Consider the following 13315-nt stretch of genomic DNA (forward strand, 5'->3'; position numbering starts at 1 on the left):
AAAGTTTTTATCTATTGATTTCTTAAATCTTTTTCAGTTTTTGCAAGATTTCTGGAATCTTTTTGATGGAAGCTATTTGTTTCATTTTTTCGCGAGCTTCCTCAGCTGGGTAGCCAAAATAGGTTTTACCCCCTTCTAGAGATTTTGAAATACCAGATTGAGCCAAAATCACTGCTCTTTTGCCAATTGTGGCCCCACTGGTTATACCGACTTGTCCCCATAGGGTCACTTCGTCCTCAATAATGCAACAGCCCGCAATTCCTACATGGGATGCTATCAAGCATTTCTTTCCTATAACGGTATCATGGCCGACCTGAATTTGATTATCCAACTTGGACCCTTCTTTTATGGTGGTCGATCCTGTTACGCCGCGGTCAATGGTACAGGAAGCTCCAATATCCACATTGTTTTCAATCACAACGTTTCCTCCTGAAAGTAACTTATCGAAACCTTCAGGTCTATTTTTATAGTAGAATGCATCGGCTCCCAATACCGTACCCGCGTGAATAGTTACGTTATCACCAATGATGCATCCATCATAAATGGTTACGTTAGGGTGAATCACACAGTTTTTACCGATTTTTACATGGTAACCAATAAAAGTGTTGGGTTGAATTACCGTTCCCTCTCCTATTTTAGCTGAATCAGCAATAGCCGAGCTAGCACTTTCAAATGGTTTGAAGTGGCGTGTCAATTTGTTGAAATCCCTAAAAGGGTCATCAGAAATAAGTAGGGCTTTGCCCTCTGGACATTCCACTTTTTTGTTGATGAGAACAACTGTTGCTTTAGATTGCAGGGCTTTATCATAATATTTGGGATGATCCACAAATACGATATCCCCCTCTTCCACCACATGGATTTCATTCATGCCCAAGACAGGGAAATCTTCATCCCCCACAAAGTCGGCATCAATAATCCCTGATATTTCCTTTAGTGTATAGGTTTTCGGAAATTTCATCTAAGACTACTCTTTGGCTCGTTCCATATAAGCCGCTTTTTCTGTATCAATCTTTATTTTATCTCCTTCGTTGATGAAAAGTGGCACATTGATAGTGGCTCCTGTTTCCACAGTAGCAGGTTTAGTAGCATTTGTTGCGGTATTACCTTTCACTCCTGGTTCGGTGTGGGTAACTTCCAATACAACACTGGCAGGCATTTCAACGGAAAGGGGCATATTATCCTCAGCGTTAAAAATGATGGTCACTACTTCACTTTCCTTAAGAAGGTCAGAAGCGTCCAATGATTCCTCTTGCAAAGCAATCTGAGTGTAATCATCCGTATTCATAAAGTGGTACGTTTCACCATCATTGTACAAAAATTGGTAAGAACGTGTTTCTACACGGACATCCTCAATTTTATGTCCTGCGGAAAAAGTGTTGTCAATCACCTTGCCCGTTGTTACACTTTTTAACTTGGTACGGACAAAAGCGGGTCCTTTACCAGGTTTTACATGAAGAAACTCCACAATTTTGTAGATATCATTGTTGTACTTAATGCACAACCCTTTTCTTATATCAGAAGTACTTGCCATAAATTTAATTTGAACTGAAATAACCTTTCATGATTCCTCTTTGCGAATCCCTTATAAACTGAAGGATTTCATCCCTTTCCGGGGTTGCTTCCATCTCAGCTTCAATAATAGATGCAGCTTGGGAATTGTTATAATTTTGTTGATATAGTAATCTGTAAATATTCTGAATCTCCCTGATTTTATCGGATTCAAATCCTCTTCTACGCAGTCCAATGGAGTTGATACCTACATAAGACAGTGGCTCCCTTGCCGCCTTCACATATGGAGGAACATCTTTACGTACCAAAGAACCTCCCGTAACAAAAGCGTGGTTTCCAATGGATACAAACTGGTGTACGGCCACCATTCCTGCCAAAACTACATTTTGACCAATGGTTACGTGTCCTGCCAAGGTTGAATTATTACTGAAAATACAGCCGTCGCCAACAAAGCAATCATGAGCTACGTGACAATAGGCCATAATCAAACAATTGTTTCCTATGACCGTTTTCATTCGGTCTGAGGTACCTTTATTAATTGTAGCACATTCTCTAATCGTAGTATTATCTCCGATTACGACAGTAGTGTCCTCTCCTTGATATTTTAAATCTTGGGGCATGGCAGAAATGACAGCACCTGGGAAAATGCTGCAGTTTTTTCCGATTCGGGCCCCTTCCATAATGGTAACATTGGAACCAATCCAAGTCCCCTCTCCAATAGTTACATTACTGTGTATGGTAGTAAAGGGCTCAATTACCACATTTTTGGCAATTTTGGCTCCTGGGTGTACATATGCTAATGGTTGGTTCATCTAAGAATCTGAATTTTTTGTTTTTACAATCTGTGCCATAAGCTCTGCTTCGGATACCAATTTTCCATTGGCGTATGCGTAAGCTTGCATATGACAAATACCTCTACGGATAGGGGAAATCAAATCGCATTTAAATATTAAGGTGTCACCGGGAACAACTTGCTGCTTAAATTTTACCTTATCAATCTTCATAAAGAAAGTGAGATAATTCTCAGGATCCGGAACGGTACTCAAAACAAGTATTCCACCTGTCTGAGCCATTGCTTCCACCTGTAAAACACCCGGCATTACCGGTGCACCCGGAAAGTGACCCACGAAAAATGGTTCGTTCATGGTCACATTTTTTACGCCCACCACATGGGAGTCCGAAAGTTCCAAAATCTTATCTACCAGTAAAAAAGGAGGTCGGTGCGGTAATCTGGCCATGATTTCATTAACGTCCATTAATGGCTCTTGGTTCAAATCATAGCTGGGAACTTTGTTTCTTTTTTCTATTTTAATGATTTTGGACAGTTTTTTCGCGAATTGGGTATTTACAAAGTGTCCCGGCTTGTTCGCAATCACTTTTCCTCGGATACGCGTGCCAGCCAAGGCCAAATCTCCAATTACATCCAATAACTTGTGCCTGGCTGCTTCATTGGGATGATGCAAGGTAAGATTATCCAAAATACCGTTTGGCTTTACCGAAAGCTTTTCTTTGCCAAAAGCTTTTTCCAGTTTTTTCATTGTGGATTCGGATATTTCCTTGTCCACATAAACAATGGCATTATTTAGGTCTCCACCTTTGATCAGTCCATTTTCCAGCAACATTTCAAGTTCATGAAGAAAACTGAATGTACGTGAATCGGAAATCTGTTCTTTAAAATCGGACATTTTTTCCAAAGTGGCATTCTGTGTGCCCAAAACTTTGGTTCCAAAATCTACCATTGTGGTCACTTGGTATTCATCCGCTGGAATTATCGTGATTTCACTTCCGGTGGTTTCATCTTTATAGGAAACAACATCTTTTACCACATATTCTTCACGCTCTTGCTCTTGTTCAACGATACCCGCTTCTTCCAAAGCTTCGACAAAAAACTTGGAAGACCCATCCATAATAGGAGGCTCCGGAGCATTCAATTCAATCAAAACGTTGTCAATGTCCAATCCAACTAAGGCAGCAAGCACATGCTCTGAAGTATGGATTTTAACCCCGTTTTTTTCCAAATTGGTGCCACGTTGGGTATTCACCACATAATTGGCATCTGCCTCAATTATGGGTTCTCCCTCTAAATCTATTCTTTTGAACGCAAAACCGTGGTTTTCGTCCGCAGGAAGAAAACTCATGGTTACATTTTCCCCTGTATGCAGTCCTACACCTTGTAGCGTTACTTTTTTCGCTATGGTGCGTTGTTTGTTACTTGTTTTACTCACCTTCAACCTTTTTTTCTATGTTGGAGATTTGATTTGCCAATTTTGGCAAATTCTTAAAGTGTACATATGATTTGTTGAAGTCCCCATAGTTCAATGCTGGTGAACCTTGGAGTACTTCATCGTCTTTTACATTTCTTCCGATACCCGATTGGGCTTGAATACGAACCCTATCACCTATAGTGATATGCCCCACGATACCCACTTGACCACCGATCAAACAGTTCTTTCCAATTTTAGTGGAACCTGCAACCCCGGTTTGGGCAGCAATAGCGGTATGCTCCCCTATTTCAACATTGTGTGCTATTTGGATTTGATTATCCAACTTCACTCCTTTTCTCAATATGGTAGAACCTAAGGTAGCACGGTCTATGGTTGTACCGGCACCTATATCCACATTATCTTCAATAATAACATTGCCCGTCTGTGGTACTTTACTATACTCTCCATTGGAATTTGGCGTAAAACCAAACCCATCTGCCCCAATGATAGCTCCTCCATGGATAACACAGTTGTTACCGATAATGGTTTCGGAGTAAATCTTGGCCCCTGCAAATACTACTACATTGTTCCCAATGGTTACATTATCTCCTACGTATGCATTGGGATAAACTTTTACATTGTTGCCAATGGTCACATTGTTTCCCAAATAGGCAAAAGCGCCAAGGTAAAAATCTTCTCCGTAATTTGCACTTTCGGAAACATAGCAAGGACTTTCAATACCTACCTTATTATTTTTCACCTGATTGTAGTATTCCAATAATTTGGAAAAGGATTTATAGGCGTCCTCCACTTTAATCAAGGTCGTGGATATGGTTTGCTCTGGAACAAAATCCTTATTTACTATGGTAATGGATGCCTTTGTGGTATATATGTAAGATGTATATTTTGGATTGGCTAGAAAGGTCAACGACCCTTTTTCGCCTTCCTCGATCTTAGACAGTTTATGGACAGCAATTTGAGGATTACCCTCAACTTCCCCTTCTAAGATTCCGGCAATTTGGGTAGCTGTAAATTTCATTGGTGCAAAAGTAACAAAATTTGTTAAACGGCTTTCTTTGGATAGCAGCTATAATATTTGGTGACGGTTTTGGCAAGTGCTTTTAAGCTCAACTGGTCCGACTCTTTTAAAACATCTGATATTTTCCCGTTCTTTTTTAAAATTTGAATGGCCTGCTCCTTGCTATAGGCCTTATTGGATATTTCTCCCTGAAATACAAAATTAGAGGCTTCTTCTAGTGTAAGGTCATGCTTTTTTATGATCCAATCCAATTTCTCCTGTATTTTTTCGGAAGTTATGGGTCTTTTTTTGACTTTCACGTGCAAAAGTCTCCTATCCAGTAACATCTTGCACAATTTAGAAAGCACAAAATCTTTATGGAACTGCCAATTTTTTAAGGCCCCAAGAATATCTATATCATCCAATTCTGCAAAAGTTTCAAGTACTTCGCCATTAAAATTGAGCGTTCCGTTATTTTTCAGAAAAAACAAAAGTGGTTGGCTCCCAGAAAGGTTCTCGCCTTGGGTTAAAAGCAATCTTGCTCGTTGCATTATCCTAACCAATAATTGCTCGGCCACCAATCCTGTTTTGTGCAAATACACCTGCCAGTACATGAATCTACGTGCCATCAAAAACTTTTCGACCGCATAAATCGCCTTCTCCTCTACCACTAAATTACCTTCCACCACATTCAACATGGAGATGAGCCTTTCAGAATTAATGTTTCCTTCGGTAACGCCGGAGTAAAAACTGTCTCTTTTAAGGTAGTCCAATCGGTCCATATCCAACTGACTGGAGACCAATTGATTTAAAAAAGGTTTGGGATAATCTCCTTGAAAAATGGCAATGGCAGTATCCAGTTGCCCTTCGAATTCTTTGTTCAACTCCATCATAAAACGGAGGGAAATCTGTTCATGGCTTATTTCCTTGGCCACAAAACCTTCCAACGCATGCGAGAATGGCCCATGACCGATATCGTGAAGCAAAATGGCACATAACAAACCTTTCTCTTCCTCTTCGGTAATTTCTACATTTTTTAATTTTAAAACCTGAATGGCCTTGGTCATTAAATGCATACTGCCCAGTGCATGATGAAACCTTGTATGGTGCGCCCCTGGATACACCAAATAGGAAAGCCCCATTTGGGATATCCGTCTCAGCCTTTGAAAGTAAGGATGCGAGATCAGACTAAAAATTAGTTCGTTGGGAGTTCCAATAAAACCGTAAATTGGATCGTTGAAAACATTAAGCTTATTGGTTTTTACCAAGAGTTTTTGTTTTAATTCCCACAAAGATAACTACTATATGAACAAGATAACAATTCTTTGGGTCGATGATGAGATAGACCTCTTAAAACCTCACATATTATTTCTGGAAAGTAAGGGCTATAAAGTAATCACAAGCCAGAGTGGTCAAGATGCCATTGAAGAGATCAAGGAAGCTTTTTTTGATATTGTTTTTTTGGATGAAAATATGCCCGGCCTTTCCGGCTTGGAAACGCTTACTGAAATAAAGAAATATGACGGTTCCATTCCCGTAGTAATGATTACCAAAAGTGAAGAGGAATATATCATGGATGAGGCCATCGGTTCCAAAATTGCCGACTACCTTATAAAACCTGTAAACCCGAATCAAATTCTTTTATCCTTAAAAAAGAGTTTAGACAATTCCCGCTTGGTCTCAGAAAAAACCACCGCCAATTATCAACAGGAATTCAGGAAAATAGCCATGGACCTCTCCATGGTAAACACCTACGAAGAGTGGGTGGAACTGTACAAAAAATTGATTTATTGGGAACTGGAACTGGAACAAATTGAAGATTCTGGAATGTTCGAAATACTCGAATCCCAAAAAGTGGAGGCCAACTCCCAGTTCGGGAAGTTTGTGGATAAAAATTACAAGACTTGGTTCCATGACGGCGATGCCCCTGTAATGTCACATACCCTGTTTAAAAATAAGATTCAACCTGAGTTGGAAGGAAACAAAACGCTCTTGGTCGTGATTGATAATTTAAGGTATGACCAGTGGTTGGCCTTCGAGAAAACTTTATCGGTTAGTTATAAAAAGAAACAAGAGTGTGCATATTTCAGTATTCTTCCAACAGCAACGCAATATGCCCGAAATGCGCTTTTTTCCGGCTTAATGCCATCCGAAATGGAGAAACGGTATCCGGATTGGTGGAAAAACGATACGGACGAGGGCGGTAAGAATCTATTTGAATCCGAATTTTTGGGAGAACAGTTAAAACGATTGGGGCTCGACCTGAGTTGGGAATACCATAAAATAAGCAACCTTAAACAAGGCAAGCAACTGGCACAAAACTTTAAATCACAAAAGGATAACGACCTTACCGTGGTTGTCTACAATTTTGTGGATATGCTTTCCCATTCAAAAACAGAAATGGAGGTAGTAAAGGAACTAGCGTCCAATGACAAGGCTTACCGTTCACTTACATTAAGTTGGTTTAAAAATTCACCTTTGCTGGAAATTATCCAACAAGCGCAAGAGCTTGGTATGAAATTGATTTTGACCACAGATCATGGTACCATCAATGTAAAACAGCCTTCTAAGGTGATTGGCGACCGGGAAACCAGCTTAAATCTTCGTTATAAGACCGGTAGAAGCCTCACGTATCAAGATAAGGACGTATTGGCCACTAAAAATCCACAAGAGATTCACTTGCCCAACATTAATTTGAGCAGCAGCTACATTTTTGCTAAAAATGATCTCTTTTTTGCGTATCCCAACAACTACAACTATTATGTGAGTTATTACCGGAATACCTACCAACATGGTGGTGTTTCATTAGAAGAGATGGTAGTTCCTTTTGTAGTTTTGGACCCAAAATAATCCTAGTTGTGAAGAGAATTTTTCAATTGGACGAAATCCACCAAGTGGCAAAAGAAATATTGCAGGAAGCGCCAAACAAGGTTCTTTGTCTTTACGGAGACATGGGTGTGGGCAAGACAACCCTGGTAAAAGCCTTGGTAAAAGAACTTGGAGCTACTGATATTGCCAATAGCCCAACTTTTGGTTTGGTAAATGAATATTCTGACGAAAATGACAATCCCCTCGCCTATCATTTTGATTTTTATAGACTAAATGATGAAATGGAGGCTTTGGATATGGGTTTTGAAGATTATTTGAATTCTGATGCGTGGCTATTTATAGAATGGCCAGAAAAAATCCCATCCCTTTTGCCGGAAGATGCTGTGGGGGTATTCTTGCACTTTATCGAGGAAAACACTCGTTCAATCGAGTTAAATGTTTCTTAAAACACAATCGCTCTATCTTCAGACAAATTATTGCACAGAGCAATCCGATTTCGATAAACTGTAAGTTTTTTGCGTTAAAAAACCAATTTTATCGATAAAAGGTATGTTAGGTTGAAATATTTTCCTACATTTGCTTTGTGAATGAATTCATTTATTAACCAAAAACTCTTTTACGATGAACACTAAAAAAGTTTTTTATGGATTGCTAGCTGTTGCATTTTTGGCAATGACTGCTGTATCTACTACAGTTACCTTTGACGACAATCAAACAGTAAGCATTGAAAAGAAAAAATTGATTAAACTTTAATTTTAACTCTTTTCGACCTTTAAAATTAATCCCTTTTTTTTTCGAAAAAGGGATTTTTTTTACAATAATCCTGGATTTTTTGAGTTTTCAAAGTAATGAGCAAAAAATCTACAATAAAAAAACGTTTTATTATTGAAGGGGCTATTGCATTCTTGATTGCGATTACCCCAATATTGTTTTACTGCTACAAATACCTACCACCTGATGCCACTTCATGGACCTTTCTGGGTATAACTTTTACAGAGAATAACTTTGGTGATGTGTCGTTGGCCTTTTACTATTATTTCGGCAAGTTAGTCCCTTTACTTTTATTGGTTATTTGGTTTGTTACTTCAAAAAGTTGGTGGTACCATGCTATTTTGATTCCTATTGCAATGTATAGTTTTCAATTGTTTTCCGCCTTGAACTACTCCAATAGGGAGAGAATAGACGAAAATGAGATTCTGTATATAGTTGCTGTCACCATGGTTATTGTTCCAGTGGTCTATTTTATAAGGGTTAAATTAGTTGATAAACATGTGCATGGTATTGATTTAGATGCTATGGACACAGAACTTCAAATCCTAAAGGAAAAAGAGGAATTACGTAAGGAACGTGAGAAATTGGAACAACGCCGGAAGACCGTTTCAAAAAAAATGTAAATTTGTTTTAATACCTTATGGTATTCTGAATAGATTTACCCTTTATGAGCCAAGCTTCCTCTCCTTTTAGCAAACAACAATTATTGCCCCAAGAAGAAACCCTAGAGGTTGTAAATCAAAAAGGGGAACTTTTTATTGGGATTCCTAAGGAAAATCAATACCAAGAAAAGCGTATCTGTCTAACACCGGATGCTGTTAATGCAATAACGGCCCATGGGCATCGGGTCTTGGTGGAATCAGGTGCTGGCGAAGGAGCCAATTTTTCGGACCTTGACTATACCAATGCTGGTGCTGAAATTACCAGAGATACCAAAAAAGTATTTTCCTGTCCTATAATCTTAAAAGTAGAGCCCCCTACCCTTTCTGAAATAGACTTGTTGAATCCGCAGACCATAATTATTTCTGCTCTTCAAATCAAGACACAGAACAAGCAGTATTTTGAGATTATGGCCAAAAAAAGGCTTACGGCCATTGCTTTTGAATACATTCGGGACGATGATGGAAACTACCCTGCCGTTCGATCACTGAGCGAGATTGCAGGAATTTCTTCTATTTTGATTGCTTCCGAGCTTATGTCCAACCCCAATACGGGCAATGGACTTATGTTTGGAAATATTAGCGGGGTGCCCCCGGTCGAGGTTGTGATTATTGGAGCTGGTACTGTAGGCCAGTTTGCTGCGCGGTCAGCACTTGGGTTGGGCGCCAATGTCAAGGTTTTTGATAATTCCATCAGTAAACTAAGAGATCTACAAACCAATTTGAACCAAACATTGTATACCTCTACCATGCAGCCTAAGAATTTATTAAAATCCTTAAAAAGATGCGACGTAGCCATTGGTGCCACTCGCGGAAAGGACCGTTCTCCTGTAGTGGTTTCCAACTCCATGGTAGAAAACATGAAAATAGGAGCGGTCGTAATCGATGTGAGCATTGACATGGGAGGCTGTTTTGAGACCTCGGAAGTTACTACCCATAGCAAACCCACCTTCGACAAATATGGTGTAATCCATTATTGCGTTCCAAATATTCCATCTCGATATCCAAGAACGTCTTCTATTTCTATAAGTAATATATTTACACCTTATTTATTAAAAATCGGCGAAGAAGGCGGTCTGGAACATTCACTTCGCTTTGACAAAGGCTTACGCAACGGACTTTATATGTACCACGGTATTTTAACCAATAAATCTGTGGGAGATTGGTTCGGGCTGAGCTATAACGATATTAACTTTCTTATTTTTTAATGTAGATGGCATTTTTGAAACGATTGGGATGGTACTTGGTTGGACTGTCCATTGGATTGGTTTTTTTGGTTTTTATTTTGAAAAAAAAATCTGGTGAGGAAGGAATTGACTTTTGCTATTTCCCGAATTGTAGGGTGCTTAAGGATATGCGCTCCAAACCCCTGACTTTCTCCGAATCTTTGCCGGAGCAGTACCAAGACACCCTAATGATTCAGGCCTTTTTAGAGGATGGTGATGTGGATTTTGGGAAGAGCGATACCAAATCCGAGCCATGTAAAACATATTTTGTTTTACATGAATATAACGGAGCTGACCTAGAATTAAAAATCAAGAATTGCAAAGAAGAGATTATTTTAGAAATGGTTTCCTCAAAGAATTAACCCTCTAACTTCCGTCTTTTCCTTTCTTTTTGTAATAGGGCCAGTTCCCTGGAAGTTTGCCCGGCCACAGAAGTATTTTCCTCTGCTCTTCGAATCAAATAAGGCATCACGTCCCGCACAGGTCCATACGGCAGGTACTTTACCGAATTATAACCATGAGCGGCCAAATTATAGGTAATATGATCGCTCATGCCAAATAACTGACCAAACCATATCCGTTGGTCATTGGGCTTGATATCTTGTTTTTGCATTATATCGATCAACTTAATACAACTTTGCTCATTATGTGTTCCCGAGAAGATGGTAAAGGTATCCAGGTGGGCCATCATATAATCGATTGACGCATCAAAATTCTCGTCTGTTTCCTGTTTGGATTTGCATATTGGACTTTGGTACCCTTTATCAATAGCCCTATCATTTTCTTTTTCCATGTAGGCACCCCGAACTATTTTGGCTCCAATCTTAAAGTTTTCTTCCGTTGCCATTTTGTACAAGTTCTTGATATAATCCATTCGGTCCCATCGATACATTTGGAACGTGTTGAAAACAATGGTTTTTTGTTTATTGAATTTCCGCATCATATCGAGTACTAGATCATCCGCAGCTTTTTGCATCCAGCTTTCCTCGGCATCAATCAAAAGTGATACCTCCAAATCGTGTGCTTTTTGGCCGACTTTCTCAAATCTGTTGACAATTCTGCTCCATTCTGCCGTTTCCTTTTCATCCAATGCGATGTTTGCGCTTACTTTTTCAAAAATCTTTAAACGCCCAAACCCGGTAGGTTTAAAAACTGCAAAAGGCATAGCATCTTTCTCCTTTACAAAATCCAGGATTTCCAAGGTTTTTTCCATAGTAAAGTCAAACTGGTTATCCACCTCTTTGCCCTCAGCGGAATAATCCAAAATGGAATAGACCCCTTTACTGTACATATTGTCAATAATAGGTAGACAATCTTTCTCATTTACACCTCCACAAAAGTGATCGAACACAGTGGCTCTGATCAAACCTTCTACGGGCAAATGAGCCTTAATGGCAAAATTGGTCGCTGCTGTACCAATACGCACCAGAGGTTCGTTGGAAATCATTTTAAATAGGAAATAAGCTCGCTCCAGTTGCGAGTCCGATTTCAGCTCAAAAGCTGTTGCAGTATTCTCAAAATTTGGTCGCATTAATTATCATCCATTTAAGATTCAAATATAAGTACGCAAACTAGAACCATATATATAAAAATAATCTTTATTTAGCAGTGTAATTAAATTTATGGAATCGGTTAAATCACAGTCTTACGAGGTACATATTAACGAATTGGCAAAAGCATCTCTAAACCAACACGTTGCCAAAAGTGATTATTCCAAAATATTTCTTTTGGTAGATGAGAACACAAAAGAGCATTGTTTGCCCATTTTTAAAAAAATGTTTGAACACCCTATTGATTCTATTTTAGAAATTCAATCCGGGGAAGAGAACAAACATATACATACATGTTTACAGGTTTGGGAAGACCTTTCCAATTTAGATGGTGATCGAAAAAGTTTACTTATCAACCTTGGCGGGGGAGTACTCACTGATTTAGGTGGTTTTGTTGCCTCTACTTTTAAGCGTGGGATAGATTTTGTCAATATCCCCACTACCCTGCTTTCTATGGTCGATGCCTCCATTGGTGGCAAAACGGGAGTAGATTTAGGTTCTTTGAAGAATCAGATCGGCGTTATTAATCAGCCACAAATGGTATTGATTTTTCCTGAATATTTAAATACGCTTGATCCACGGCAGGTAAAAAGTGGATACGCTGAAATGTTAAAGCACGGTCTAATTCAGGATAAAGATTATTGGAAGGATCTTGTGGAAAAAAATAATTTCACCAATGCTTCTTGCATTCAAAGATCAATTACCATAAAGAACGAAGTTGTGTTGCAAGATCCCACAGAAAAAGGATTGCGCAAGATTTTAAATTTTGGACACACGCTGGGACATGCCATAGAATCGTATTGTTTGGACAATCATGATAAAAAAACCTTGTTGCATGGTGAAGCCATAGCTGTGGGAATGATTCTAGAAGGATATTTATCCCACGAATTACGAGGACTGTCCAAATTGGCCTTGGATGACATCAAAAAAGCATTTTTAACGCATTTTGATAAAGTGGATTTCCATGATGATGACATTGATGCCATCCTCCAATTACTTAAATATGACAAAAAGAATTCCCATGGCAATGTAAATTTTGTATTGTTACAATCCATTGGCGAAGCTGTTACCGATATCAAAATTCCAGAAGAATTGTTCCATAAAGCTTTTGCTTACTACAAAGAATAAACACTTCGCATACTTTTTTTTAGGGTTTACAACTCTTTACATCTATCAAATTCAAAAATTCCTAGTTTAGGAATACCATTAATAACTGACCATTATGAAACGAATTTTGATAGATTACAAAAAGTTGGACCACAAGGTGGCGGCCAAATTAATTGATTCCTATCCAGACGGTTACGGTGATGAAGATATCATTACCATTAAAAAACCCAACGGTGAAGTGATAGATGCCGTTGAAGTAAAAACAGCGGATACCGTTTACTTGGTAAAAATCAGTAAAAGTCTGTCTAACTTTATCGCAAATTTTGAGGAGACCATTGAAAAGGAGCTCGACAAAGGTTTAGTGGCCTCTGAATTTGAAGGTGATTCTTTTGATAGCCTGGAATCTGCTTCAGAGGAAATGGAAGAGGACGGTCAATTTTGA

General features: G+C 38.9%; 15 protein-coding genes. 8 read left to right on the forward strand and 7 right to left on the reverse strand.

What is annotated here, in order from left to right; genetic code table 11:
* Positions 1 to 22: 22 nt before the first annotated feature.
* The 6 genes from ACQQ5U_RS03305 to ACQQ5U_RS03330 are packed head-to-tail and all read right to left on the reverse strand — an operon-like array spanning position 23 to position 5999.
* Entirely contained in the window at positions 23 to 958 is a 936-nt protein-coding gene (locus tag ACQQ5U_RS03305) for a UDP-3-O-(3-hydroxymyristoyl)glucosamine N-acyltransferase (protein ID WP_437395517.1), read from the reverse strand.
* Between the two features lie 6 nt (positions 959 to 964).
* Positions 965 to 1531 carry an elongation factor P gene (efp, locus tag ACQQ5U_RS03310; RefSeq protein WP_437395518.1) on the reverse strand — a complete coding sequence of 189 codons (567 nt, stop codon included), beginning with the start codon at positions 1529 to 1531 and terminating at the stop codon, positions 965 to 967.
* Between the two features lie 4 nt (positions 1532 to 1535).
* A complete protein-coding gene (gene lpxA / locus ACQQ5U_RS03315) occupies positions 1536 to 2321 on the reverse strand; it encodes an acyl-ACP--UDP-N-acetylglucosamine O-acyltransferase (protein WP_437395519.1) in 786 nt (261 codons plus the stop codon).
* Positions 2322 to 3734 (reverse strand): bifunctional UDP-3-O-[3-hydroxymyristoyl] N-acetylglucosamine deacetylase/3-hydroxyacyl-ACP dehydratase, encoded by a 1413-nt coding sequence (locus ACQQ5U_RS03320; RefSeq protein ID WP_437395520.1) that lies wholly within the window; start codon positions 3732 to 3734, stop codon positions 2322 to 2324. It abuts the gene before it with no gap.
* Positions 3727 to 4752, reverse strand: a complete 1026-nt coding sequence (gene lpxD / locus ACQQ5U_RS03325) for a UDP-3-O-(3-hydroxymyristoyl)glucosamine N-acyltransferase (RefSeq protein ID WP_437395521.1) — start codon at positions 4750 to 4752, stop codon at positions 3727 to 3729. Before lpxD ends, ACQQ5U_RS03320 begins: the two co-directional genes overlap by 8 nt.
* 23 nt (positions 4753 to 4775) lie before the next feature.
* Positions 4776 to 5999: an HD domain-containing protein gene (locus ACQQ5U_RS03330; RefSeq protein ID WP_437395522.1), complete on the reverse strand. Its 1224-nt coding sequence runs from the start codon at positions 5997 to 5999 to the stop codon at positions 4776 to 4778.
* A gap of 37 nt (positions 6000 to 6036) precedes the next feature.
* On the opposite strand from ACQQ5U_RS03330, the gene ACQQ5U_RS03335 reads away from it, so the two are divergent.
* The 6 genes from ACQQ5U_RS03335 to ACQQ5U_RS03360 all read left to right on the forward strand — a co-directional run bounded on the left by ACQQ5U_RS03335 (position 6037) and on the right by ACQQ5U_RS03360 (position 10578).
* Positions 6037 to 7581, forward strand: coding sequence for a PglZ domain-containing protein (locus ACQQ5U_RS03335; protein WP_437395523.1), 1545 nt, complete (start codon positions 6037 to 6039; stop codon positions 7579 to 7581).
* Between the two features lie 8 nt (positions 7582 to 7589).
* On the forward strand, positions 7590 to 8006 hold the full coding sequence (gene tsaE / locus ACQQ5U_RS03340; protein WP_437395524.1) for a tRNA (adenosine(37)-N6)-threonylcarbamoyltransferase complex ATPase subunit type 1 TsaE: 417 nt from the start codon (positions 7590 to 7592) through the stop codon (positions 8004 to 8006).
* Between the two features lie 175 nt (positions 8007 to 8181).
* Positions 8182 to 8313 (forward strand): hypothetical protein, encoded by a 132-nt coding sequence (locus ACQQ5U_RS03345; RefSeq protein WP_437395525.1) that lies wholly within the window; start codon positions 8182 to 8184, stop codon positions 8311 to 8313.
* A gap of 95 nt (positions 8314 to 8408) precedes the next feature.
* Complete coding sequence (locus ACQQ5U_RS03350) at positions 8409 to 8954, forward strand: hypothetical protein (protein ID WP_437395526.1); 546 nt, start codon at positions 8409 to 8411, stop codon at positions 8952 to 8954.
* A 44-nt stretch (positions 8955 to 8998) separates the two neighbouring features.
* On the forward strand, positions 8999 to 10198 hold the full coding sequence (locus tag ACQQ5U_RS03355) for an alanine dehydrogenase (RefSeq protein ID WP_437395527.1): 1200 nt from the start codon (positions 8999 to 9001) through the stop codon (positions 10196 to 10198).
* Positions 10199 to 10203: 5 nt separating this feature from the next.
* Positions 10204 to 10578, forward strand: a complete 375-nt coding sequence (locus ACQQ5U_RS03360) for a DUF4258 domain-containing protein (protein ID WP_437395528.1) — start codon at positions 10204 to 10206, stop codon at positions 10576 to 10578.
* Here ACQQ5U_RS03360 and ACQQ5U_RS03365 read toward each other — a convergent pair.
* The gene (locus ACQQ5U_RS03365; protein WP_437395529.1) at positions 10575 to 11747 is read right to left on the reverse strand and encodes a proline dehydrogenase family protein; all 1173 of its coding nucleotides are present in this window, start codon (positions 11745 to 11747) and stop codon (positions 10575 to 10577) included. The two genes, ACQQ5U_RS03360 and ACQQ5U_RS03365, sit on opposite strands and share 4 nt — an antisense overlap.
* A 91-nt stretch (positions 11748 to 11838) precedes the next feature.
* On the opposite strand from ACQQ5U_RS03365, the gene aroB reads away from it, so the two are divergent.
* Both aroB and ACQQ5U_RS03375 read left to right on the forward strand, forming a co-directional pair.
* Complete coding sequence (gene aroB, locus ACQQ5U_RS03370) at positions 11839 to 12894, forward strand: 3-dehydroquinate synthase (protein ID WP_437395530.1); 1056 nt, start codon at positions 11839 to 11841, stop codon at positions 12892 to 12894.
* A 94-nt stretch (positions 12895 to 12988) separates the two neighbouring features.
* Positions 12989 to 13315, forward strand: a complete 327-nt coding sequence (locus ACQQ5U_RS03375; protein WP_437395531.1) for a hypothetical protein — start codon at positions 12989 to 12991, stop codon at positions 13313 to 13315.

It is taken from the genome of Flagellimonas lutimaris (assembly GCF_051494225.1).
In the GTDB taxonomy this organism is placed as follows: domain Bacteria; phylum Bacteroidota; class Bacteroidia; order Flavobacteriales; family Flavobacteriaceae; genus Flagellimonas; species Flagellimonas lutimaris_A.